This window comes from Sulfuricella sp. (assembly GCF_035531155.1).
Taxonomy (GTDB): Bacteria; Pseudomonadota; Gammaproteobacteria; order Burkholderiales; family Sulfuricellaceae; genus Sulfuricella.
In genome coordinates this window covers 1-23,697 of the sequence record NZ_DATKTK010000015.1, presented here as the reverse complement: position 1 = coordinate 23,697, position 23,697 = coordinate 1, and the positions used below count along the sequence as shown (strand labels likewise).

Here is a 23,697-nt window from a genome sequence, read left to right as displayed (position 1 = left end):
TGCGGATGCTCGCAAAATCCGTACTCGCTCAGGCGGATTTCCCCGGCCAAACCACCCGAGGGCAAGTGCAGCCGATTTCCTTTAAGTCCGACGGGCTGCCAGGCAAAATCAAGGCTTCGGTACTCGCTTGGCCTGGCCACGGCCTAGGTCTCCAAGCATGGGCAGGGAGGCTACCAGATCCGCGAAGCGTTGCCCCTGCACAACAACGTGAGCGCGTAGCCGCTCGGCTGCAAGCTCGCCATCTTCGGCAAGAATCGCCTCGACAATACCGGCATGTTCCGCGAAAGAGGTGCTCATCCGGTCCCGAACGCGAAGCTGAAGACGCCGATACGGCCTCAATCTCCGGTGCAAGGCTGCGGCTTGCTCTTCCAGGAAGCCGTTATGGCTGGCTGCGTAGATCAAATGATGAAACTGCTCATTTAGCCGATAGTAGGTATCCGGGTCGTTCGCATCCCGCGCATCTTCGCAAGCCTGGTGCGCTGCCGCGAGAGCCATTTGTTCGGGTTCCGTGATGCGGCGTGCAGCCAGCCGCCCGCACATGGCTTCGAGTTCGGCCATCACCTCGAACATCTCGCACAGCCGATGCGGCCCGATTTCTGCAACGATCGCTCCCCGTCGCGGCCGTATCTCGACCAATCCGACCGAGGACAGCTGGATCAAGGCTTCACGAATCGGCGTCCGCGACACACCCAAACCGCTCGCCAATTCAGTCTCGTCGAGACGCATTCCCGGCGGATAGACACCCGTGACGATGCGCTCCTCGATCAGATCGCCCATCTGCTCCGAGCGCCGTGACGTGCGCTGCTTGCTTTCCATAACTCTCCCGAATGGTTTGCCAAATATGGCGGCATTTATATAGCGATATTGACAACAGATACGCAGACATCCAATATTGCATACATTGTATGTTTTATTGTATACAATTTACCACTCTCATCGTTCCGGGTTTTACGGGCAGGCTCGCGGAGCAAGAATTTCCTCCAAGCCCTTTTTTCGCACCTACATAAAGGAGATTGCTGAATGGACATCACTCGTCGCCGTATTCTGCTCGGTTTAGCCGCCGCACCAACCGTTGCCCTGTTTGGCCGCCACGCCTTTGCGGCGGACCCGGTAAGCCTGAAAATTTCCCACCAGTTCCCCGGCGGCACCATCAATGAAGGCGACTTCCGCGATCGGCTGTGCCGCCGCTTCGCGGCTGAGATCGAAAAACGCACCGCTGGCGCGCTCAAGGGAACCGTCTACGCCGGCTCTTCCCTGATGAAGACCAACGCCCAGTTCAGCGCCTTGCGTAAGGGCGCGCTGGACATGTCGCTGGTGCCGCTTTCCTACGCCGGCGGCGAAGTCCCCGAAACCAATATCGGCCTGATGCCCGGTGTCGTCACCTCTTACGAGCAGGGCATGTCCTGGAAGAACGCCGAAGTCGGCAAGGCGCTGTCCGATGTGCTCGCCGACAAGGGGGTGATGATCGTGAGCTGGATCTGGCAGGCCGGCGGCGTCGCCAGCCGCACCAAGCCGATTATCGATCCGGAAGATGCCAAGGGCCTGAAGGTGCGCGGCGGCAGCCGGGAGATGGACATGGTGCTGAAGGCGGCCGGAGCAGCAGTGCTGACGCTGCCGTCGAACGAGATCTACGCCGCGATGCAGACCGGCGCCCTCGATGCCGCGATGACCTCATCCACCAGCCTGATCTCCTTCCGTCTCGAGGAAGTTGCAAAACAACTGACCACGGGCCGCGGCAAGACCTACTGGTTCATGTTCGAGCCGCTTATGATCTCGCGTGCGATATTCGAGCGGCTGCCGAAGGCCCAGCAGGACGTGATCATGACGGTCGGCGCCGAAATGGAGAAATTCGCGGTGGAGCAGGCCAAGGCGGACGACCAGGCGGTGGCGGCGGTGTATCAGAAGGCCGGCGGCAAAGCCTATGACATGTCGGACGCGTCCGTCAAAAAATGGCAGGCGATCGCCCGCGACACGGCCTGGAAGGACTTCGCGGCGAAGAGCGAAAGCTGCGCGCGCATCCTCAGGCTGGCTGAGAAAACACTATGAGTCACGGCTTTGAGCTTGAAGGCCAGGAGGCTCCGCCGACGCCACTGCTCGACGGCCCCCTGGGGCATCTGGTCAGACTGCAGGCGAAGGTGAACAACGGTGTGCTGGTGCTGTCCATGCTCGCCCTCCTTGCCGCCTGCGCCATCCTCACCGGCAGCGTTTTCCTGCGCTATTTCCTCAAGGTGCCGACCGACTGGCAGGACGAGATGTCGGTTTTCCTGCTGGTCGGCGCGGTCTTTATGTGCGGCGCCTACGTGCAATCGCAGCGCGGCCATATCGGCATCGAGGCCCTGGCGGGATTTTTCTCGCCGGCGGCCAATCGGCTGCGCCTGCTGTTCTGTGATGCCGCCTCCTTCGCCTTCTGCGCGTTCTTTTCCTGGAAGTCCTGGAGCATGCTGCATGAGGCCTTCGTCGAGGGCCAGACCACATCCTCCTCCTGGGCGCCGCCGCTGTGGATTCCCTACGGACTCATGGCGACCGGAATGACGCTGTTGTCCCTGCAGATTCTGCTGCAGATCATCATCAGTCTAACCACCAAAGGAGCAAGCAAGTGAGCGTCGGCGTCATTGGGATACTCTACGGGCTCGGAACCCTGCTATTGATGTTCTCGGGCATGCCGATTGCGTTTGCCCTCGGTGGCATCGCCGTCATCTTCATGCTCATTTTCATGCCGGGTGCGTCGCTCGATACGATCACGCTGAACGTCTATGAGGAAATGGCCAACATCACGTTGCTGTCTATCCCCCTCTTCATTCTCAAGGGCGCCGCGATCGGCAAGTCGCGCGCCGGCGCCGATCTCTACCTGGCCATTCACGCCTGGATGCACAAGATCCCGGGCGGCCTGGGCATCGCCAACGTCTTCGCCAGCGCGCTGTTTGCGGCGATGTCAGGCTCCAGCCCGGCCACCTGCTCGGCGATCGGCAGCGCCGGCATCCCCGAGATGCGCTCCCGCGGTTATTCGCCCCGCTTCGCCGCGGGCATCATCGCGGCCGGCGGCACCCTCGGCATCCTTCTGCCGCCGTCCATCGTCATGATCCTGTTCGCCGTCGCCGCCGAGCAATCGCTGGGCAGGCTGTTCCTCGCCGGCATCGGCCCGGGCATTCTGCTGGTGGTGCTGTTCTCCGCCTATGCCGCATTTCGCTACAAGAAAGAGTACCAGGAAGCGCTCGACATCTGGAAACAGGGTGGCGAAAAATCGGCTTATCTGGACGCGATGGAACTCACGCTCTACGACAAGACCCGGCTGCTACCGCGCGTGATCCCCTTCGTGACCCTGCTGATCGGCGTCATGGTCGTGCTTTATGGCGGCTACGCCACACCTTCCGAAACCGCCGGCCTGGGGGGGCTGCTGGCGCTATTCCTGATCGCGGTCATTTACAAGGTGTGGCGGCCGTCGCAGCTCAGCCCCATCCTGGCCAGCACCCTCAAGGAGTCGACCATGCTGATGTTCATCATCGGCATGTCGCTGCTCTTCTCCTATGTCATGAGCTATTTGCACATCAGCCAGTCCGCGGCGGAATCCATCGTCGTCATGAGCCTGTCGAAATGGGCGCTGCTGAGCGTGATCCTGCTGCTGGTGGTGGTGCTCGGCTTCTTTCTGCCGCCGGTATCGATCATCCTGATGACGGCGCCCATCATCCTGCCGCCGCTCAAGGCCGCCGGCTTTGACCTGATCTGGTTCGGCGTGGTCATGACCATCGTCATGGAAATGGGGCTGATCCACCCGCCGGTCGGGCTCAATATCTTCGTCATCAAGAACATCGCGCCCGACATTCCTCTGCGGGACATCATCTGGGGGGTGGTCCCCTTCGTCGGCCTGATGGTGCTTGCGGTTCTGCTGATCTGCCTCTTTCCAGGTATCGCCACCGGACTGCCGGACGCGGTGTTTGGCGTCAGCGGCAAATGATCCTAAAAAACACTTGAACCGCAAAGGCGCAAAGAGCGCAAAGGAAAAACAATGTGTTATCGGAATCTCCCCAGTCACCCTTAGGTGAATACCAGATAGATTTTATGTTCTTATTTTCTTTGCGCCTTCGCGCCTTTGCGGTTAATGAACTGCAGTTTTTAGGATGATCCAAGCTCCATGCCGAAGGATGCCATGAACGCCCCTGCCACTCCCCCCGGGCGCTGGGACAATCTGGCACGCAGCCGGGCCGTGCGCCTCGCGCGCGCCGCAAGTTTCGCTGCCGGACGCCTGGTTTCTGCCGACCACATCGTGGCGCTGCTCGAGGCCGTGATCGAACCGGGCGACCGCGTCTGCATCGAGGGCAACAACCAGAAACAGGCGGACTTCCTCGCCCGCAGCCTGGTCAAGACCGATCCCGCCCGTTTGCGCGACCTGCACCTGGTGCAGTCGGTGCTTGCGCTGCCGGAGCACATCGACCTGATCGAACGCGGCCAGGTGAGCCGCATCGACTTCTCCTTCTCCGGCCCGCAGGCAGGACGCCTGGCGCGCCTGGTCGAAAGCGGGAAAATCACCATCGGCGCGATCCACACCTACCTCGAACTGTTCGCCCGCTATTTCGTCGACCTGACGCCGCGCGTCGCGCTCATCGCGGCCCAGGCAGCCGACCGCGAGGGCAACCTCTACACTGGCCCCAACACCGAGGACACGCCGGCCATCGTCGAGGCGACGGCCTTCAAGGGCGGCATCGTCATCGCCCAGGTCAACGAAATCGTGGACAAGCTGCCGCGCGTCGACATCCCCGCCGACTGGGTGAACTTCGTCGTCCAGGCCCCGACGCCCCACTACATCGAGCCGCTGTTCACGCGCGACCCCGCCCTGATCACCGAGATCCAGGTGCTGATGGGGATGATCGCGATCAAGGGCCTGTATGCCGAGTACGGCATCACGCGCCTGAACCACGGCATCGGTTTTGACACGGCGGCGATCGAATTGCTCCTGCCCACCTATGCCGCCGAACTCGGCCTGAAGGGTAAAATCTGCACCCATTGGGCGCTGAACCCCCATCCGACGCTGATTCCCGCCATCGAGGCCGGTTTCGTCGAATCGGTGCATTCCTTCGGCTCCGAAGTCGGCATGGAGCGCTACACGGCAGCGCGGCCGGATATTTTCTTCGTCGGCCAGGATGGTTCGATGCGCTCCAACCGTGCCTTCTGCCAGGCAGCCGGCCATTACGCCTGCGACCTGTTCATCGGCTCGACCTTGCAAATCGACCTGCAGGGCAACAGTTCGACCGCCACCAAGGGGCGCATCGCCGGCTTCGGCGGCGCGCCCAACATGGGGGCGGACGCGCGCGGGCGTCGCCATGCTTCCCCGGCCTGGCTGCGCGCCGGGCGCGAAGGGCGCGGCAATATTGCCATGCCGCGCGGCCAGAAACTGGTAGTGCAGATCGTCGAGACCTTCCGCGAGCACATGCAGCCGACCTTCGTCGAGCGCCTCGATGCCTGGGATCTGGCGGCGATGGCGAACATGGAGCTGCCGCCGGTGATGATCTACGGCGAGGACCTGACCCACATCATCACCGAGGAAGGCATCGCCAACCTGCTGATGTGCGCGACGCCGCAGGAGCGCGAGCAGGCGATCCGCGGCGTGGCTGGCTACACGCCAGTCGGGATGGCGCGCGATCTGCGCATGGTGGAGAACCTGCGCGACCGCGGCATCATCCGCCGCCCGGAAGACCTCGGCATCAGGAAGCGCGACGCCACGCGCGACCTGCTCGCCGCGCGCAGCGTCAAGGATCTGGTGCATGCCTCCGGCGGCCTGTACGACCCGCCGCAGCAATTCCGCAACTGGTAACGGGACAACCGCACATGGAACAATTCACCCTCACCCTGCCGTCATCGGCCCCGCCGCAGGACATCGTTCACGCCGCGATCTGCGGCGTGGTCTCGTCGGGCAATCTGGAAGTGCTGGTCGAGGCCGCCGCGAACCGCGATGCCTGCGAGATCGAGGTCAATACTTCGGCCCACGGCTTCCGCGACATCTGGGAAGCGGTGCTGAAGGACTTCGCCGGCCGCCATGCCGTGGGCGGGCTCAGACTTTCGATCAACGATGCGGGCGCCACACCCGCGGTGGTCAGCCTGCGCCTCGACCAGGCCTTCGAAACCTGCCGCGGCGAAACATCATCCTAGAAACCGCAGTTGACCGCTCCACTAGGTGCATAATGCAATGAGCATAGTAAATTTCTTCACAAATTATGGGGTCACCCCTTTGGTTAAACCGCTACGGGGCGAATTGCACGATTTTTGGGGCGCATTGCGGCGTTACAACTCCTTGGAATGGAACGACCATTCCGCGTCGTTGTGCCTTGCCCTGCACCCCAAAAACCGCACACTCCACCCCGTCCAACTGAGGTTTCTAGGATCATGAACGGCCGGCGCATCAGCTACTTCGAAGCCTCGGCGCGCATGCGGCTGAGCGGCCTGATCGATGCGGATTCCTTTGGCGAGTTCTGCCCACCCGAAATGAGGCAAACCAGCCCTCACCTGGCCCGGCTGGGCGCGCCGCAGGCCTTCGACGACGGCGTCGTGGTCGGCCGCGCCACGCTGGCCGGGCACGCCGTGCTCGTCGCCGCCCAGGAAGGCCGCTTCATCGGCGGCTCCGTCGGCGAAGTGCACGGCGCGAAAATCCGCGGCTTGCTCGACAAGGCCCTGGTCGAGAGACCTGCTGCCGTGCTGCTGCTGGTGGACTCGGGCGGCGTGCGCCTGCACGAAGCCAACGCCGGCCTGATCGCGATCTCCGAAATCATGCGCGCCGTGCTCCAAGTCCAGGCCGCGGGCATCCCGGTGTTCGCCCTCGTCGGCGGCTCGTGCGGGGCGTTCGGCGGCATGGGCATCGTCACCCGACTGTGCGCCGAAGTGGTGATGTCGGAGCAGGGTCGGCTCGGCCTGTCCGGCCCCGAGGTGATCGAAACCGTGCAGGGGGTGGAGGAATTCGACTCCCGCGACCGCGCGCTGGTGTGGCGGATTACCGGCGGCAAGTTGCGGCGCGCGCTGGGCGAGGCGACGCGGCTGGTGGATGACCTCATTCCCGCCTTCCGCGCCGCGGCCGCCGACTTGATCGAACGCTACCAGTCTCATCCGCTCGCGCCGGCCAGCCTCCATGCCCTGCTCGATGAACAAGCGCGGCTGACAACCCGCAGCGAGCGCTTCGCCAGCGCGCGCGACGGACGGGAAATCTGGCAGGCCGCCGGCTTTGCCGACGCGTCCCGGGTGCCCGAATTGACCGTCGAGGAATTCAACCTTCAGCTTGGTGAACCCGCATGAGCGAGCACGCAGTCTTCGACCGGCTGTTCGGAGTTGGCGGCCATAATATCGCCAGCGATGGCCTGTTCCTGCACGGTTCGGCCCAGATCGGCGACCAGAGCGTGTTCGTGATCGGCACCCGCGACCATGCGGCGATCGACGGCCCGCTCGCACTCCGGATCGCCGGCGCGATTCTGCAAGCCGTGCGCGCTGATGCCGGCACCGCGCCGCGCCCTATCCTCTTCATCGCCGACACCCAGGGACAGGCCCTGTCGCGGCACGAGGAACTGCTCGGCCTCAACGGCTACTTCGCCCATGTCGCGCGCTGCGTCGATCTGGCCCGCCGGCAGGGGCACCGCCTGCTGACCGTGATCCACGGCGAGGCGGTCAGCGGCGGCTTCCTTGCCTTCGGCATGCTGGCCGACCGCATCTGCGCGCTGCCCGATGCCCAGGTGCGCGTCATGGACCTGCGTGCGATGTCGCGCGTCACCAAGATCAGCCTGGAACGGCTGGAAGAACTCGCGGGCGAATCGCCGGTGTTCGCGCCCGGCGCCGAGAACTACTGGCGCATGGGCGGAATACACGAGATCTGGTCGGCGGACGACAACTGGCCCGAGCGCCTCGCCGCCGCGCTCGCTAGCGCCACGGACACGGACGACCGCGCCACAATCGGACTGGAGCGCGGCGGACGACAGCTTGCCGCACCTACGGCACAACTCGTGGCAGGCGTATGATCCCAAACGCGCTTCATCGCCACGATCTGGTCTGGCTTGAGCCCGGCGTCGATGCGGGCCGGTTCGCTGCCAGTGCCGAGCATGCCCGCTACGCACGCGACTGGGTGGAACGAGGCTGGCCGCTGGTGGTCGCACGCCAGCCTGAGCCGATTCCAGAACAAGGCGACCTGCTGGCCCTGGGCTTCACGCTGCCCTCTGCGCCGGTACGAAAACGCATTGCGTTGTGTGCCCCTCGTGCCGCAATCGTCCGCCACTCGCGTCCATTGTCGCTGATAGAGGCGATCAATCATGCGCCCCGCAGTTGGCGGGCCGCCATGTTCAGCCTGCAAGCGCTCTGTGCCGAGACCGGCACGGTGGCGCGCGTGTATGGCTCGCTGTCGTCACAGACCTTCACCGGCGCAAGCTATCTCGACCAAGCCAGCGATCTCGACCTGCTGCTGGAATGCAGCGAAGCCACGCCGCACCTGGAACTGCTTGCCGCTCTGGAGACCTTCCCCCGGCTGTCTCCGCGCATCGACGGGGAAATCCTCATGCCGACCGGATGGGCGGTTGCCTGGCGTGAGCTGGCCGTAGCGGTTCGAGCGGGCGCGCCACGGAAAGTGCTCGCCAAATCCGACTGCGCGACCAGACTGATTCCTGTCGACCAACTCTTCAACAACTTCCTTACACTGGCGGCCTAGCATGGAAGCCGTCGCTTGGAGCCCGCCCGCCCCCGATGCCCGGCATCGCGGCTTGCGTGTCGACTGTCGCCGCCTGGACCGGCTGTGCCAGGATGCACTCCAGCACGAAGCCATGGCCTGGCCCAAGCCAGGCCTGGTCACGCCGGTCGACTCGGGCAGCCATAGCGACATGCATATCGGCACCTTCTTCGCCAGCATAGACGCCTTGCAAGGCAGCTTTGCCATGCTCGCGCTCGCCGGGGCGCGCAGCCAGCCCTTCGCCGTACTCCAAGCCATCGGGGTCGAGGCTGAACGGAAAATGCTCCTCGCCACCTGCGGTATCAACACCCATCGCGGCGCCATTTTCAATCTCGGCTTGCTCGCTGCGGCCGCCGGGCGGCAGGAGGCGGACAGCACCCTGGCCGGGCTCAGCTGCGGCGCCGTGGTGGCCAGGGTTTGGGGGGCAGATCTTGCCAGCGCTCGCCGGGATGCCGCGGCATCGCATGGCAACCTCGTGTTTAAGCGGTTCGCTGCGGGCGGAGCCAGAATGGAAGCGGCGACCGGATTCCCGACGGTCTACGGCATCGGCCTGCCGGCCCTCCGCCGCCTTCTCGCCGCCGGGCATGAGCGCGAGACAGCGCTGATCGGCACCCTGCTGACCCTGATGGAGCACCTGCTGGACACCAATCTGTTGTGGCGCGGCGGGGAAGCCGGCCTCGGTTTCGTGCGGCAGGCAGCAGCCGACTTCAACCGCGCAGGCGGAGTGGATGCGCCGGGATGGCGGGACAGGCTGCTTGCCCTGCATCGCGCCTTCGTCGAGCGCAATCTCAGCCCCGGCGGCAGCGCCGACCTGATGGCCGCGAGCTGGGCGGCCCACCAGCTCGAAACTTTTTCATTCGGGGACTAATCGACGTGCGGCTCGCCATCCTCTGTTCCGGGCAGGCTGGCCAGCGCCGCGACATGCTGGACGAGCTTCTTGCGGCGCCCGAATGCGGGATGGTGCGCCAGGCGGCAAGCGAAGTCCTCGGACAGGATATAGCGAAATGGTGGGACGGACTCGGGGAGAAGGAAATTTTCCTCAACGCGAATGCGCAGTTTGCCATCGCCTATTACCAGATCGCGACCTGGACCAGGATTGCCCGGCTATTGCCGGAAATCAGCCTGGTCGCCGGCTACTCCCTGGGAGAACTGATTGCCTACTTTGTCGCCGGAGCGCTCGATGCGGCAGAAACCTTCAAGCTGGTGCGCGAGCGTGCTCGCCTGATGGATGCGGCGGCGGCCGGTAGCGACGGTGGCTGCATGGCGCTGTGGCGCGGCCGGGTCTCTGCCGCCACGCTCGCCGCGCGCGATCGGTCTATCGCCGCCTATGGCCTGGATATCGCCATCAAACGCCGGACCGGCGAAGAAGTGCTGGCCGGACCCAGCGACGCCATCGCGCGCTTTGTCGCCGATCTCCAGGCGGCGAACCCGAACCTGGTGCGATTGCCAGTTACCATTCCCTCCCACACCCATTACCTTGCGGCGGCGGCAGACTCGTTCCGCGAGATCCTGTGCGCAAGCCCGATCGCCCCGCCCCGGGTGACTGTCCTGAGGGCTGTTGACGCGGCACCGGTTCGATCCCGCGACCAGGCGATCGACGCCCTGTCGCGGCAGATCGCCACGACCATCCGGTGGGACAGGTGCATGGATGCGCTGGCGGAATTCGGCATCGATGCCGTGATCGAACTCGGACCGGGAAACGATCTGGCGCGCTTGCTCGAAGCGGAACACCCGCAAATAGCGGCGCGCGCCGTCGACGACTTCGGGGATTACCGGGCGCTGGCGGACTGGCTGGGTTAGCCAGCGAAGCCGGCGAACAAGAGCAACTGCGTATAATCCCAGAAAAAGCATTTGAACCGCAAAGGCGCAAAGAACGCAAAGGAAAAACAATGTCTTATCGGAATCTGCCAGCCACCAGACAAGTGAATACCAGATGGATTTTATTCCTTGTTTTCTTTGCGCCTTCGCGCCTTTGCGGTTAATGAACTGCGGTTTTTAGGCTAATCCACACAAGGGAATTTTTTGATGATCGGCTGGGAATTCATTCTGCTTTATCTTGCCGCCGGCAGCATCGCCGGATTCCTGGCCGGACTGCTGGGCGTGGGCGGCGGGGTCGTGATCGTGCCGATACTGATGTTCATCTTCGCCGCCCAGCATTTTTCGCCGGACTACATGATGCATCTGGCGATCGGCACCTCGCTTGCCAGCATCATGTTTACCTCGGTGTCCAGCCTGCGTGCGCACCACGCGCATGGCGCGGTCAACTGGAGCATCGTGAAGCGCATCACGCCGGGCATCCTGCTCGGCACTCTGGCCGGCACGTTTCTGGTGGCGAAACTTCCGGCGGGCTTGCTCAAGGGCTTCTTTATCGTGTTCCTCTTCTACGTGGCGACGCAGCTGCTGCTCAACTTCAAACCCAAGCCGGCGCGCCAGCTTCCCGGCACGGGCGGGATGTTCGTCGCGGGCGGGATCATCGGCCTGGTTTCAAGCTTTGTCGGCATCGGCGGCGGCGCCTTGTCCGTGCCCTTCATGACCTGGAGCAACGTCAAGATGCATAACGCCATCGGCACCTCGGCCGCGATCGGATTTCCCATCGCTGTCGCCGGAACCATCGGCTACCTTCTCAACGGCTTGCCGATTAAAAATCTGCCGGACTGGAGTCTCGGTTTCGTCCACCTGCCCTCCCTCGCCGGGCTGGTAGTGGCCAGCATGCTCATCGCCCCGTTCGGGGCCAGGGCTGCCCACAAGCTGCCGGTGGCGACACTCAAGAAAATCTTCGCGGTGTTCCTCTACATTATCGGCACAAAGATGCTGCTAAATTCGATTCACTGATTTCTACAGCAGCGACAGAATGAATTCCCACTCGCGCGGGTCCACCGGCGTGATCGACAGCCGGTTGCCCTTCTGCAGGGTGCGCAGCCGTTCCAGTTCCGGGTGGTTGCGCAGCTCTTTCAGGCTGACCAGCCGGGTCTTCTTCACAAGTTTGACGTCTACGTTGAACCAGCGCGGCGTCTCCGGCGTTGCCTTGGGGTCGAAGTATTTGTTCTTCGGGTCGAACTGGGTCTGGTCCGGGTAGGCCAGCCGGCTCACCTCGGCCAACCCGGCGATACCCGGCTCGGCACAGTTGGAGTGATAAAAAAGAACGCGGTCGCCCACTTTCATCTGATCGCGCATGAAATTACGCGCCTGATAGTTGCGCACGCCGTACCAGTCCACGGTTTGGCCGGGTAACGCGGCAAGGTCGTCGATACTGCAATCGGTAGGTTCGGATTTCATCAGCCAGTAACGCATGTTTGCCCTTTTTTCTTCGCCCAATAGATTTTTCGCTCGGTAATCACCGCATCCAGGTGCATGTCCCAAGGGTCGGAGGGAATCTCGTCAGCCTTCTGGCATTCGTAGCCGACGCCGACCAACAGCGGCTTGCGCCAAACCTTGCGGCGCCGCAGATAGGCCAGGCTGGCATCGTAGAAACCACCGCCCATGCCGAGACGATGGCAGTCCTCGTCAAAACCAACCAGAGGGACGAACAGCAGATCGAGCTGCCAGGCGCGCACCGGACGCGGCGTCCAATGCTCGTGAATACCGAAGCGGTTAAGATACCAGCGTGGAAGCGGCGTCAGCCGACTGAAGCCGAGCCGCCGCTGAAAGCGCTGCGGCACGATCGGCAAGAAACACGCCTTGCCCAACCACAAGGCGTGGTTGAGCAAAGGCATCAGGTTCATTTCTTCATGGGTCGGGGAATAGAAGCCGATACGCCGGCAACTGAGCAACAGATTCTGGGCTAGGGCTACCCGCTTCAATCCGTCAGCGGCATGCCGGCGCTGCTGAGCGGAAAGCGCTCGGCGTGCCCGGCGCAACGACGTGCGCAGCTGCTTCTTGTTCATGGTATTAGTAATCCGTTCCACCAAACCGAAGACATGAAACGGCGTCTTTTTCCGCCATGCGTCGTTGCATCCCCTTGCCGTATACCCCATACGGCGGCGAGTCTGCGCCTAGCCTGACGAAAAAATCCATCCGTTTCATTTGTCCCCGTTTTGGTGGAACGGACTACTGGGAGAAATCGGATGGGAAGAAATAAAGCCCCCGCGAATGCCGTCAAGACCAGCATCTTGAACCTAAGGTTCAAGGTGGTCGCAGCCTGAGCACATCAGGCACATCCGGGAAGGGACGCGCACAACAGCACTCGGTACAGCCGCAACCAGACTATGCGAATCGGTCAAAGAATATATAGCCTTAACGAACACCGCAGGGAGCAAACTCGAAAAACGATGCGACAAACGAGAAGCTAGAACAACTCGTCCTGATCGGCCATTGCCTGATCGATCTGCGCCTGCATGGAAGCTATTCTACGCTTGTACTCGCCGATGTCAAAACTGCCGGCCAGACGGGTGCCCAGGAATTCGTGGGCGATATTCAGCGCCGCCATGATGGCAATGCGCTCGACGCCGACGACCTTGCCGGCATCGCGGATCTCGCGCATTTTCTTGTCGAGGTAGGTGACCGAATCGAGTAGCGCCTGTTGCTCGTCTTCCGGGCAGGCGACGCGGAATTCGCGCCCCATGATGGTTACATCCAGACCCTTGGCGTCCACGCTCATCCTAGAAACCTCAGTTGGACGGGGTGGAGTGTGCGATTTTTGCGAGTTTTCGCCTGACGGCGAAATACCTGCTTACCCCAATTGGGGTGCAGGGCAAGGCACAACGACGAGGAATGGTCGCTCCATTCCAAGGAGTTGTAACGCCGCCATGCGCCGCAAAAACCGTGCAATCCACCCCGTAGCGGACTCACCAACCGGGCGAAACGGTAAATCATGAAGAAGTATATTGGAATCACGGTGTCGCCTAGGGCGCCTACTTTTGGTAAATATCCAGTCGAGCGGTCAACTGAGGTTTCTAGGATCATGCTTCATCCTCCGGGATCTGATCAAGCAACGCCTCAAGCCGGTCTTTGGCGCCGGTCATTTTTTCCGTCATGAGCTTGTTTTCATTTTGCGCATTGGCCAACTGCTGCCGCAGGTACGCGTTTTCCATGCGCAAGCGTGCACATAACTGCACCAATTGCGCAATTTTGTCTTCCAGATCCTTCAGTTCCGCTTCCATAGTCACACTATAATTGGAAAAATCCCGCTTAGTCAACTGGTAACAGTGCGTTTTAAAAGTGTTTTAACAGATTTAAAACGCGCATCAGGCAAAAAACCGGTTTAGTTTGCTCCAGTCCAGATGCTTCTCCACCGCGTCCGCCATGCGCTCTATCCCCGCTTCGCGCAGGGCTTCGTAATCCAGTGTCGCGGGCGCCTCCAGCCCGGCCCAGCGCAGCAATGCGTCGCACGCCTCCTTGCGGTCGAACAGGCCATGCACATAGGTGCCGAGGATATGTCCGTCCGCCGAAATCGCTCCTTCATCCCCGTTTTCCAGCCGCGCCGCGGGCCGGAACAGGGCGGGGCCCACGCTCATGCCGGCGTGAATTTCGTAGCCGCTCACCCGCGCATCAGCCAGCACTAACTTTCCGCTGACGCGGTGCAATTGTTTTTCCTGCTTCAGCTCGGTCTCCATCTCCAGCAGGCCCAAGCCAGCACTTTCGCCCGCCCCGGCCTCCAGCCCCAAAGGATCGCAAATGCGCTGGCCCAGCATCTGGAACCCCCCGCAGATGCCGATAAGCCGTCCGCCGTAGCGTAAATGCCTGTGTACACCCCCCTCCCAGCCATTCTCCCGTAGCCAGTCAAGGTCGCCGCGCACATTCTTGCTCCCTGGCAGGATGATGAGATCGGCGGAAGGAACGGGCTCGCCCGCTGCGACAAACCGCAGGTCGACATCGGGGTGCAGGCGCAGCGGGTCGAAATCGGTATGGTTGCTGATGCGCGGCAGCAATGGCACGACCACCCGCAGAGGTTGCGCAGCCTGCGCCTCGAACGACAGCTTGCCGAGCCCGTCCTCGGCTTCCAGGTGCAGGCCATGCAGATAGGGTAGCACACCCAGTACCGGCTTGCCGGTGCGCCGCTCGAGCCAGTCCAGGCCGGGCTGCAGCAGGCCGATATCGCCGCGAAAGCGGTTGATGATGAAGCCTTGCACGCGCGCCTGCTCGGACGCTGACAGCAGCTCCAGCGTCCCCACCAGATGGGCGAACACCCCGCCGCGGTCGATATCGGCAATAATCACCACGGGGCAATCCACCGCTTCAGCGAAGCCCATGTTGGCAATATCGTTGTCACGCAGGTTGATCTCGGCCGGGCTTCCCGCCCCTTCCACCACCACGACTTCGTATTCGCCGGCAAGGCGGGCGTGGGATTCCAGAACCGCCGCCAGCAGCTGCGGCTTGAATTCATGGTAGCGGCTTGCATCCATGTTGCCGATGGCCCGGCCATGGACAATCACCTGAGCGCCGACATCGGTATTGGGCTTGAGCAGCACCGGGTTCATGTCGGTATGCGGCTCCAGACCACACGCCTGAGCCTGTACCGCCTGGGCGCGGCCGATCTCGCCGCCGTCCGCCGTCACTGCGCTATTCAGCGCCATGTTCTGCGGCTTGAAGGGGGCGACACGCCTGCCGCGGCGGTAGAGCACCCGGCACAAGCCGGTTACCAGCGCACTCTTGCCGGCATCGGAGGTACAGCCCTGAACCATCAGGGTTTTTGCCGTCATGACAGCCCCCGCAATGCCTGCGCCAGCCTTTGCCACTCCGCTTCCGCACCGGGCAAGCCGAAGCGCAGACCACGCGGCGAATCAAAGCAGCGCACCAGGATTCCCTTTTGTGCAAGACCATCCCGGATAGCAAGCGCACGCTCACATCTCACCCACTGGAACAGTGCCGTACCGCCGTCCGGAAACAGGCCATGGCGCCCCAGCAGTTCATTCAGCCGCATCGAGTCGCGCGCCAGGCGCTGCCGTTCGTCAACTTGCCAGGCTTCGTCCGCCAGGGCCAGGCGCGCGACTTGGCGTGCCGGGGAGGAGACGTGCCAAGGCCCCAACGTTTCATTCAGCCCGACGAGCAATTCCGGCCACGCCAACACGAAGCCCACCCGCGCTCCCGCCAGGCCGAAGAATTTCCCCAGGGAGCGCAACACCACCAGTCCTTCGGCACCGGCATGGGTAGCCAGGCTTTCCTCCGGTGTGGCATCCATGAAGGCCTCGTCCACCACCAGCCAGCCGCCGCGCGCTGCCAGTCGGCGGCGCCATGCCAGCAGCGATTCTGTTGAAATGCGCTCCCCCGTCGGGTTATTCGGGTTGACCAGCACCAGCACATCAAGCCGGTCGAGCACGGCCTCGATTTCGGCAGAGGCAAGCGACTCCACGTGGTGGCCACCTCGGGTCCAAGCCAAGGCGTGCTCGGCATAGGTGGGCGCAAGCAAACCCACCCGGCACGGCGGGCGAAGGCTCGGCAACGCCTGGATTGCCGCCTGGGAACCCGCCACCGCCAGCGCTGAACTACATCCGTAGTAGCGGCAGGCAGCTTCCATCAGACCGTCATCGGGTTCCGGCAGCCGCCGCCAGTATTCCGGCGGGATCTCAGGCACCGGCCAGCCCAACGGGTTGATGCCGGTGGAAAGATCCAGCCAGTCCTCCGGCGGGATGCCGTAGCGCGGCGCCGCCTGCCGGATTTGTCCGCCATGCTCAAGCAAGCGCCCACCCCCCCATAAATGCCAGAACCAGCCACAGCCATACGCCACGCTGCACCAGCGCCGTGGCGCGACCAATATCCGCCGCCGCCGGCTCCCGCCCTTCGCCCAGCGGCGGCCGGGACTCCAGGCGTCCGTGGTACACCGCCGGCCCTCCCAGCTTCACCGTGAGGGCTCCCGCCCCCGCCGCCATTACCGGCCCGGCGTTGGGGCTTTCCCAGTTTGCCGCCTGGCTGCGCCAGCAGCGCCACGCGGTGCCGCTCCTTCCGAGGAGCACATAGGTCAGCGCGGTAAGCCGCGCCGGAATCCAGTTAAGCAGGTCGTCCAGCCGCGCCGCCGCCCAGCCGAAATACCGATAGCGCTCGGTCTTGTAACCCCACATCGCATCCAGGGTGTTGGCGAGGCGGTAGGCCACCACGCCCGGCGCGCCCGCCACAAAGAACCAGAACAGCGCGCCGAACACCGCGTCGCAGCCGTTCTCCAGCACCGACTCCAGCGTTGCGCGGACTACCGCCGTTTCATCCATGTCCATCGTATCGCGGCTCACCATCCGGCTCACGCTCTGGCGCGCCGCATCGAGATCGCCGGCACCCAGGGCACGGCGAACCGCTGCTGCATGCTCGCCAAGGCTGGTTGCACCAATGGCGAGATAGAGCAACGCCGCATCCAGCAGCCAGGCCCAGGAACCCAGGCTGCGATGGGCCAGGAACGCCGCCAAGGCAAAGCCGCCGACCAGCAGCGACACCGCGATCGCGCCCCGTAATCGGCTGGCCTCGTAAAGGCTCGCTTCGACCCGCTGCGCCAGCCGGCCGAACCCGACCAGCGGATGCCAGCGCTGCGGCTCGCCCAGCAGTCGATCCAGCACAACAGCCAGCAGGGCCGTTATCGGCACGACGAAGGGCGCCATCATCACTGACTCAGCGCGAGGGCGACAAGCACCGCAACCTCGGTCAGTTCGACTGCGGCCCCCAGGGTGTCGCCGGTCATGCCGCCCAGTCGCCGCATCATCATCCAGCGCAGCCCCAGCCACGCCACAGCCGCTGCTGCCAACGCCAGCGCGCCGGCCTTCCCGGCGACAAGAGCGCCCGCTGCGACCAGGAGCAACACCAGCACCGCAACCGCCCGCGGCAGATGGGCCGAAATCGCCGACCCCATGCCGCCTGCCCGAACATAAGGCGTGCTCAGCAGCAGCGCGACCAGCGCCGACCTCCCCAGCACCGGAGCAAGCAGCAGCGCGGGCCAGGCGCCAGCAGTGACCAGCGCCGCCAGAGCCGTGAACTTCAGCAGCAGCACGAGCACCAGCGTTGAAACGGCCGCCGGGCCGCTGCGGGGATCCTTCATGATCGTCATGGTCCGCTCCCGGTCGCCATGGCCGCCCACCCAGGCATCGGCGCTGTCGGCCAGTCCGTCCAGGTGCAGGCCGCCGGTGATCAGCGCCCAGGTCGCGGCCAGTAGTGCCGCCTGGAGCAATGGGTCGGCATGGCCGACGAGTTGCTGCAGGCCCGCCAGCAACAACCCGATCAGGAGCCCGACCAGCGGATAGGCGAGTGCCGACCGTCCCCAGTCCGCCGGACCCGGTGCAGCTTTCAGGGAAACGGGGAGGCAGGTAAGGAACTGCAAGGCCAACAGAAATGCCTTCATGTTAAAAACGGAAATTGCTTCACCGCAGAGGCGCGGAGACGCAGAGAAATAAATGAGTTACAACAATTTCTACCCCTCCAAATGGGTGAGGCCGCACAATTCTATAATTCATTGTTTTTCCTCAGCGCCTCTGCGTCTCTGCGGTTCAATTGATTTTTATGGTTCATGGCTGCGAACTGCCGTGGAACAGCAGTTGCGGCAGGGCTTCGCTGCCGCTGCCGAGAACCCGTAGCCGGCTCAGCGCGGCGAACGGCACGTCCAGGCGGAACATGTTCCGGAGGGGGATTTGCAGGGCGTGGCAGAGGATCACGCGGTTCACGCCGCCGTGCCCCACCAGCAGGATTTTCTTGCCGGCGTGGCGGGCCAGCGTGTCGTTCCAGCTCGCCGTCACCCGTGCCGCGAAAGCCTCTAGGCCCTCCCCGCCGGGCGGCGTGTAGCCGGCCGGATCGCGCCACAGCCGGTCGAGGCAGTCGGGATCGCTTTGCATCAGTTCTTCGGGCGTGCGGCCTTCCCACTCGCCGAAGGCGATCTCCTTGAAACGCGCCTCGGTTTCCAGCGGCACACCGGCGCGCGCGGCAAGCTCCGCGGCGAATTCGGCGCAGCGCAGTAGCGGGGAGCTGACCACGACCTGCCACTCGCCCTCGCCCTGGACGGCTGCACGCATCTGCGCCCAGCCCGTTGCGCTCAAGGGATCGTCGGTGTGGCCGCGAAACCGGATACCGCCCGCCGGTTCCCCGTGGCGGATCAGGTCGACGGTAGTCACAATCGGGGTGTCGCTCATTGACCTTCCGACACCCCGGCATCGCCGAAAGTGGCCATTTGCCCATGCAGTGCGGCGGCAAGCCGCAGAATCGGCAGCGCCACCGCCGCGCCGCTGCCCTCGCCCAGACGCATCCCCAGATTCACCAGGGGCCTGGCATCCAGCGCCTGCATCAGATGAACATAGCCCGGTTCGGCCGAGGCATGCCCGTAGAACCACCAGTTTGCCGCATCCGGCCGGATTTTCATCGCCGCCAGTGCCGCCGAGCTGGCGATGAAACCGTCCACCAGAACCGGCAGGCCTGCCTGGGCGCAGGCGATGTAGGCTCCGGCAAGCGCCGCGATCTCGAAACCGCCGACGTGGCGCAACGCTTCGAGCGGAGAAATCATCGCCGCGCGGTGCAGTTCCAGCGATTCGTCGATGATCTGCGCCTTGCGCGTTACCCCTGCCGCGTCCAGGCCCGTGCCCGGCCCGGCGATCTCGGTGGCGGACCGTCCCAGCAGGGCACAGGCCAAGGCGGTGGCGGCGGAGGTATTGGCGATCCCCATCTCGCCGCCGATGAAAAGCTGCGCATCGTCTTTCAGCGCCCGCCCCGCCGCGTCGCGACCGGCCTGCAATGCCGCTGCCAGCTGAGTTTCGTTCATCGCCGGGCCGCGGCGGAAATTGGCGGTGCCGCTGGCCGCCTTTTGCACGACCACGCCGGACAGGGCTTCGCCGTCCCATACGCTGCCCACGTCCACCACTTCCAGGGAGGCTCCCAGGTTGCGTGCCAGCACGCTGATCGCAGCGCCGCCGCGGGCAAAATTGAGGATCATCTGCCCGGTCACCGCTTGGGGAAAGGCCGACACGCCTTCCTCAGCGATGCCGTGATCGGCGGCGAACACCACGATGCGCACCCGCGAAAGCTCGGGCTGCTGGGTGCCCTGCATCCCGGCGAGGCGGATGGCAATGTCTTCAAGATAGCCCAAAGACCCGAGCGGCTTGGTGAGCTGCATCTGGCGCGCCTGCGCCGCCTCCAGCGCCACATTATTCAAAGATGCGGCCGGCATTTCCAGCCATTCAAAACTCATAACGATTTCCCTTTCAAAACCAGTGGCAGCCCCGCGGCCACTAATGTCACCCGGTCGCACAATTGCGCCAGATCCTGATGCAGGCGGCCCGCCTCGTCACAATATCGCCGGGTCAATTCCCCCAGCGGGACGATTCCCATGCCCACCTCGTTGCTCACCAGGATGACCCGGCCAGGCAGGCCGGGCAAGGCATCCAGCAATGCCGCCCGCTCCCGTTGAAACAGCGCCTCGTCGGCAATGATGTTGTTCAGCCACAGGGTCAGGCAGTCCACCAGCAGGCAGCGGCCCGAAGCGGCCGCGTCCTTGAGCGCTGCGGCGAGGTGACGGGGTTCTTCCTCCAAACCCCACCCGGCGGGACGGCGTTCCCGGTGATGGGCGATGCGCCCGGACATTTCGGCATCGCCCGCCGTCGCCGTAGCGATATAGACCACTGCCAACCCGCTTTCTGCGGCGAGGCGCTCGGCCAGGGCGCTCTTGCCCGAGCGGGCGCCGCCGAGGATCAGTTCCTTCATGCCGAATTTCCCCAGCTATCGGAAAACACCATGTCTTCCAGCCGGCGCCCTTGCGTCCATCTCTCCAGTTCCAGCATGGGCGCGGGATAAAACGCTTCGACATGCCCCAGGCAAAGAATGGCGACCGGCTTGCTGCCCGGCGGCATGGCCAGCAGGCTGGCCAGGGCATCGGGATCGAACAGCGATACCCAGCCCAGGCCCAGCCCTTCCGCCCGCGCCGCGAGCCACAGGTTCTGAATGGCGCAGGCCACCGAAGCGAGATCCATCTCCGGCAAAGTACGCCGCCCGAAGATATGACGTTCGCGTCCGTCGGCAAGGGCGGCCACCAGCAGCTCACCGCAGTCCAGGATGCCTTCGACCTTGAGACGCATGAATTCTTCCTGGCGCTCGCCGAGGGCCTCCGCGGTGCGCCGGCGCTCCGCCTCCACCAGGGCATGGATGTGGCGGCGCAAGTCGGCTCGGGTAATGCGGATGAAGCGCCACGGCTGCATCAGCCCGACGCTGGGCGCCCGATGCGCCGCCTCCAGCAGGCGCTGCAGGGTGTCCGGATCAACGGGGTCGGGCCGAAAGTGGCGCATGTCGCGGCGCTCAGCGATGACGCGATAGACCGCGGCCCGGTCGGCCTCGCTGTAGCGGTGATCGTCGTAACTCATGGCAAGAACAACCCCGCCACCGCTGCCGGGTTGGAGGGGAAATAGAAGTGGACATAGGAGGCGGTGAGGCCCTGGTCACGGAACACCGCCTCGGCGGTTGCACCGCCGTTGGGACAACGCCCCCGCGCAACGGGCGCGAGTTTCGTTTCCAGCCGCGAGTGGTGGAAGGTGTGGCCGCGCAGCTCGCCTTCGGGCAATTGAACCGCTTGCAGCGCCAACGCAGTGAGGCGCGGCTGCATGACAGCTTGGCTTGGCAGCAGGCCGACCATCTCTGCGCACCGGCCCTCGGCATCGGTCAGGGTTTCAAGCAGGTAGAGCATTCCACCGCATTCGGCCAGGATAGGGCGGCCTGCCGCGTGGTGGACACGGATGGACTCGCCCATGACGCGATTGGCTTGCAGCGCCTGCAAGTGCAGTTCGGGATAACCGCCGGGCAGGTAGAGGCTGTCGGCCTCCGGCAGGGCAGCGTCATCGAGCGGCGAGAAGAAGCGCAGCTCCGCCCCCAAGGCGCGCAGCACGTCGAGGTTGGCCGGGTAGAGGAAGGAAAAAGCGGCATCCCTGGCGACGGCGATGCGCCGGCCGGCCAGCATGGGGGGAACCTGCGACGCAGGTGACGACGCGAAAGCCACAGCCGGGGGCAGCGCCGCCAGTCCGGTTGCGGCGATCTTCCCGGCCATGAGGTCGATGCGCGTATCGAGGTCGGCGATCTCGTCGGCCTGTACCAGTCCCAGGTGGCGGTCGGGCAGGGTTGCGGCAGGGTCGCGAAAAACCGCGCCGAAGCCGGGCAAATCGGCGGACAGGCTGCCGAGCAGCATGTCGGCGTGGCGAGCGCTGCCCACCCGATTGGCCAGCACCCCGGCGAAGGGCAGCCCGGGACGGTAATGCGCCAGCCCATGCGCGACCGCACCGAAGGTTTGCGCCATGGCCGATCCGTCGATCACCGCCAGCACCGGGATGCCGAACAGTGCAGCCAGATCGGCGCTGGACGGATCCCCGTCGAACAGGCCCATGACGCCCTCGATCAGGATCAGATCGGCTTCCCCGGCCGCATCGAATAGCAGTTGCCGGCAGTGCGCCTCGCCGCCCATCCACAAGTCCAGTTGGTACACGGGGGCGCCTGATGCCCGCTCCAGGATCATGGGGTCGAGAAAGTCCGGGCCGGTCTTGAATATACGCACGCGGCGACCCTGATTGCGGTGCAGCCGCGCCAGGCCGGCAGTCACGGTGGTCTTGCCCTGGCCGGAAGCGGGGGCGCTGATAAATAGGGCCGTACAGCAACGCAACCCCATCACAAATCCACGCCCTTCTGCGCCTTGATCCCCGCGCGGTAGGCGTGTTTCACGTCGGTGATTTCTGACACGGTATCGGCCAGCTCGACCAGCTCCGGCGCAGCACCGCGTCCGGTGACGACGACATGCTGCATAGGCGGACGGGCGGCGATGGCATCCAGCACGGCATCCTGGTCGAGATAGCCGTATGTCAGCAGATAGGTAAGCTCGTCCAGCACCACGAGATCAATCGACGGATCGGCCAGCATGCGCTCTGCGACCTGCCAGCCGCGCCGGGCGGTGGCGATGTCGCGTTCGCGATCCTGGGTGTCCCAGGTGAAACCGTCGCCGAGCACATGCCATTCCACGCCGGGCTGGCGGCGGAAGAAGGCTTCTTCGCCCGTGTCGGTGCGGCTCTTGATGAACTGGGCGACGCCCACTTTCATGCCGTGACCCAGGGCGCGGGCGACCATGCCGAAGGCGGACGAACTCTTGCCCTTGCCGTTGCCGGTGAGCACGAGCAAGAGGCCGCGTTCGACGGTGGCACGGGCGATGTTCGCATCAATCACCGCCTTCTTGCGCGCCATACGGGCGTTGTGGCGGGTATTGATGGCGTCGCTCATGGGTTAACTGAAATGCTGTTCACTTAGACTCTCCCGACCGTTCACCCTGAGCTTGTCGAAGGGTAATTGTGGTTCGACAGGCTCACCACGAACGGCTAAAGTGAACAGCATTGGGGTCAACCGGTGTGTTGCGCATCGCCGCGCAAACTGGCGACACCGACATGAATCACGGCAGCCAGGCCCAGGTAGGTGGCCATGGTCGACAACATGTGAGGGAAATACTTCACCAGGCGCGGGATGAATTCGCCCAGGCTAGGCTCGGCAAACCGACCGGAGAAGAAATAGAATCCTCCGCTGGAGAACAGTTCCGCCAGTGTCGCGCCCGCCAGTGCGCTGCCCAGCAACCACGGCAATGCCGACCAGGACAGGCGGTGATGGCGGGCATAGACGCGGCCGGCCAGGAACAGGGCGCCATAGGCGGGGATGAGGAGCCAGTAAGCAGGCGAAACACAGAAGCTGCTGACCCCGCCCCAGGTGATAGCGACGTAATCAACCAGCACGGCTCCCAGCATCAGGACAGGCGCCACCCAGAATGCGCGCAGATACACGCCGACGAGAAAAAACACCGCCCACGAAGCGTCGGGCAGAGCATGCAGCGTCGCCCAGTGATGGCTACGCGTGAGAGCCATCAACAGGGCGAGTCCGACGCCAATGGTCAGTTGCTGGCGGGAGGTCAGGGATAACATGGCAGACTCCTTGAAATGATACGGTAAAGAACCGTCATTCCATTTTAGCGGGAATGACGGGGCGGTTCAAAACACTTTTACCTGACGGGCTGGTAGCGAACGCCGACAAAAACGTTCACCCCCGGCGTACCATAGCCCTGCGCCAGCTCGTAGGACTTGTCGAACAGGTTGTTGACCCGTGCCTGC

27 protein-coding genes and 1 other RNA gene are annotated in these 23,697 nt (G+C 63.9%); 11 read left to right on the top strand and 17 right to left on the bottom strand.

Annotated elements, in window-relative coordinates:
• Window positions 1–108: 108 nt before the first annotated feature.
• Window positions 109–816, bottom strand: a complete 708-nt coding sequence (locus VMV64_RS03710; RefSeq protein ID WP_325328607.1) for a GntR family transcriptional regulator — start codon at window positions 814–816, stop codon at window positions 109–111.
• Between the two features lie 204 nt (window positions 817–1,020).
• Here VMV64_RS03710 and dctP point away from each other — a divergent pair, with 204 nt between their 5' ends.
• The 11 genes from dctP (at window position 1,021) to VMV64_RS03655 (ending at window position 11,518) form a co-directional block, all read left to right on the top strand.
• Window positions 1,021–2,046: a TRAP transporter substrate-binding protein DctP gene (dctP, locus tag VMV64_RS03705; RefSeq protein WP_325328606.1), complete on the top strand. Its 1,026-nt coding sequence runs from the start codon at window positions 1,021–1,023 to the stop codon at window positions 2,044–2,046.
• Window positions 2,043–2,600, top strand: coding sequence for a TRAP transporter small permease (locus VMV64_RS03700; protein WP_325328605.1), 558 nt, complete (start codon window positions 2,043–2,045; stop codon window positions 2,598–2,600). Before dctP ends, VMV64_RS03700 begins: the two co-directional genes overlap by 4 nt.
• Window positions 2,597–3,952 carry a TRAP transporter large permease gene (locus VMV64_RS03695; protein ID WP_325328604.1) on the top strand — a complete coding sequence of 452 codons (1,356 nt, stop codon included), beginning with the start codon at window positions 2,597–2,599 and terminating at the stop codon, window positions 3,950–3,952. Before VMV64_RS03700 ends, VMV64_RS03695 begins: the two co-directional genes overlap by 4 nt.
• 177 nt (window positions 3,953–4,129) lie before the next feature.
• Window positions 4,130–5,806 carry a malonate decarboxylase subunit alpha gene (gene mdcA, locus VMV64_RS03690; protein ID WP_325328603.1) on the top strand — a complete coding sequence of 559 codons (1,677 nt, stop codon included), beginning with the start codon at window positions 4,130–4,132 and terminating at the stop codon, window positions 5,804–5,806.
• 14 nt (window positions 5,807–5,820) lie between these two features.
• The gene (gene mdcC, locus VMV64_RS03685; RefSeq protein ID WP_325328602.1) at window positions 5,821–6,141 is read left to right on the top strand and encodes a malonate decarboxylase acyl carrier protein; all 321 of its coding nucleotides are present in this window, start codon (window positions 5,821–5,823) and stop codon (window positions 6,139–6,141) included.
• A 234-nt stretch (window positions 6,142–6,375) separates the two neighbouring features.
• A complete protein-coding gene (locus tag VMV64_RS03680) occupies window positions 6,376–7,275 on the top strand; it encodes a biotin-independent malonate decarboxylase subunit beta (protein WP_325328601.1) in 900 nt (299 codons plus the stop codon).
• Complete coding sequence (locus tag VMV64_RS03675) at window positions 7,272–7,988, top strand: biotin-independent malonate decarboxylase subunit gamma (RefSeq protein WP_325328600.1); 717 nt, start codon at window positions 7,272–7,274, stop codon at window positions 7,986–7,988. The genes VMV64_RS03680 and VMV64_RS03675 overlap by 4 nt, the downstream gene beginning before the upstream one ends.
• Window positions 7,985–8,668, top strand: coding sequence for a malonate decarboxylase holo-[acyl-carrier-protein] synthase (mdcG, locus tag VMV64_RS03670; RefSeq protein WP_325328599.1), 684 nt, complete (start codon window positions 7,985–7,987; stop codon window positions 8,666–8,668). Before VMV64_RS03675 ends, mdcG begins: the two co-directional genes overlap by 4 nt.
• A 52-nt stretch (window positions 8,669–8,720) precedes the next feature.
• Complete coding sequence (mdcB, locus tag VMV64_RS03665) at window positions 8,721–9,554, top strand: triphosphoribosyl-dephospho-CoA synthase MdcB (protein WP_325328598.1); 834 nt, start codon at window positions 8,721–8,723, stop codon at window positions 9,552–9,554.
• 5 nt (window positions 9,555–9,559) lie between these two features.
• Complete coding sequence (locus tag VMV64_RS03660; protein ID WP_325328597.1) at window positions 9,560–10,486, top strand: ACP S-malonyltransferase; 927 nt, start codon at window positions 9,560–9,562, stop codon at window positions 10,484–10,486.
• Between the two features lie 225 nt (window positions 10,487–10,711).
• Window positions 10,712–11,518 (top strand): sulfite exporter TauE/SafE family protein, encoded by an 807-nt coding sequence (locus tag VMV64_RS03655; protein ID WP_325328596.1) that lies wholly within the window; start codon window positions 10,712–10,714, stop codon window positions 11,516–11,518.
• Between the two features lie 3 nt (window positions 11,519–11,521).
• On the opposite strand, the gene VMV64_RS03650 is transcribed toward VMV64_RS03655, so the two are convergent.
• The 16 genes from VMV64_RS03650 to VMV64_RS03575 form a co-directional block, all read right to left on the bottom strand.
• Window positions 11,522–11,977, bottom strand: coding sequence for an EVE domain-containing protein (locus tag VMV64_RS03650; RefSeq protein ID WP_325328595.1), 456 nt, complete (start codon window positions 11,975–11,977; stop codon window positions 11,522–11,524).
• A complete protein-coding gene (locus tag VMV64_RS03645; RefSeq protein ID WP_325328594.1) occupies window positions 11,962–12,570 on the bottom strand; it encodes a 5-formyltetrahydrofolate cyclo-ligase in 609 nt (202 codons plus the stop codon). The genes VMV64_RS03650 and VMV64_RS03645 overlap by 16 nt, the downstream gene beginning before the upstream one ends.
• A gap of 192 nt (window positions 12,571–12,762) precedes the next feature.
• Window positions 12,763–12,941, bottom strand: a non-coding RNA gene (gene ssrS, locus VMV64_RS03640) — 6S RNA.
• Between the two features lie 30 nt (window positions 12,942–12,971).
• Window positions 12,972–13,283, bottom strand: coding sequence for a cell division protein ZapA (locus VMV64_RS03635; RefSeq protein ID WP_325328593.1), 312 nt, complete (start codon window positions 13,281–13,283; stop codon window positions 12,972–12,974).
• 301 nt (window positions 13,284–13,584) lie between these two features.
• On the bottom strand, window positions 13,585–13,785 hold the full coding sequence (locus VMV64_RS03630; protein ID WP_325328592.1) for a hypothetical protein: 201 nt from the start codon (window positions 13,783–13,785) through the stop codon (window positions 13,585–13,587).
• 84 nt (window positions 13,786–13,869) lie between these two features.
• A complete protein-coding gene (locus tag VMV64_RS03625) occupies window positions 13,870–15,306 on the bottom strand; it encodes a cobyric acid synthase (RefSeq protein WP_325328613.1) in 1,437 nt (478 codons plus the stop codon).
• Window positions 15,307–15,320: 14 nt separating this feature from the next.
• Entirely contained in the window at window positions 15,321–16,349 is a 1,029-nt protein-coding gene (cobD, locus tag VMV64_RS03620; RefSeq protein ID WP_325328591.1) for a threonine-phosphate decarboxylase CobD, read from the bottom strand.
• Entirely contained in the window at window positions 16,294–17,205 is a 912-nt protein-coding gene (gene cbiB, locus VMV64_RS03615) for an adenosylcobinamide-phosphate synthase CbiB (protein ID WP_414718826.1), read from the bottom strand. Before cbiB ends, cobD begins: the two co-directional genes overlap by 56 nt.
• Window positions 17,206–17,207: 2 nt before the next feature.
• A complete protein-coding gene (locus tag VMV64_RS03610; RefSeq protein WP_325328589.1) occupies window positions 17,208–17,939 on the bottom strand; it encodes an adenosylcobinamide-GDP ribazoletransferase in 732 nt (243 codons plus the stop codon).
• Window positions 17,940–18,102: 163 nt separating this feature from the next.
• Window positions 18,103–18,720: an alpha-ribazole phosphatase family protein gene (locus VMV64_RS03605; RefSeq protein WP_325328588.1), complete on the bottom strand. Its 618-nt coding sequence runs from the start codon at window positions 18,718–18,720 to the stop codon at window positions 18,103–18,105.
• On the bottom strand, window positions 18,717–19,769 hold the full coding sequence (cobT, locus tag VMV64_RS03600; RefSeq protein ID WP_325328587.1) for a nicotinate-nucleotide--dimethylbenzimidazole phosphoribosyltransferase: 1,053 nt from the start codon (window positions 19,767–19,769) through the stop codon (window positions 18,717–18,719). The genes VMV64_RS03605 and cobT overlap by 4 nt, the downstream gene beginning before the upstream one ends.
• Window positions 19,766–20,281, bottom strand: a complete 516-nt coding sequence (gene cobU, locus VMV64_RS03595; protein ID WP_325328586.1) for a bifunctional adenosylcobinamide kinase/adenosylcobinamide-phosphate guanylyltransferase — start codon at window positions 20,279–20,281, stop codon at window positions 19,766–19,768. The genes cobT and cobU overlap by 4 nt, the downstream gene beginning before the upstream one ends.
• On the bottom strand, window positions 20,278–20,934 hold the full coding sequence (bluB, locus tag VMV64_RS03590; protein WP_325328585.1) for a 5,6-dimethylbenzimidazole synthase: 657 nt from the start codon (window positions 20,932–20,934) through the stop codon (window positions 20,278–20,280). Before bluB ends, cobU begins: the two co-directional genes overlap by 4 nt.
• Window positions 20,931–22,223, bottom strand: coding sequence for a cobyrinate a,c-diamide synthase (locus tag VMV64_RS03585; RefSeq protein WP_325328584.1), 1,293 nt, complete (start codon window positions 22,221–22,223; stop codon window positions 20,931–20,933). Before VMV64_RS03585 ends, bluB begins: the two co-directional genes overlap by 4 nt.
• Window positions 22,223–22,825 (bottom strand): cob(I)yrinic acid a,c-diamide adenosyltransferase, encoded by a 603-nt coding sequence (gene cobO, locus VMV64_RS03580; protein ID WP_325328583.1) that lies wholly within the window; start codon window positions 22,823–22,825, stop codon window positions 22,223–22,225. The genes VMV64_RS03585 and cobO overlap by 1 nt, the downstream gene beginning before the upstream one ends.
• Before the next feature lie 116 nt (window positions 22,826–22,941).
• Window positions 22,942–23,511, bottom strand: a complete 570-nt coding sequence (locus VMV64_RS03575) for a hypothetical protein (RefSeq protein ID WP_325328582.1) — start codon at window positions 23,509–23,511, stop codon at window positions 22,942–22,944.
• Window positions 23,512–23,697: the final 186 nt, after the last annotated feature.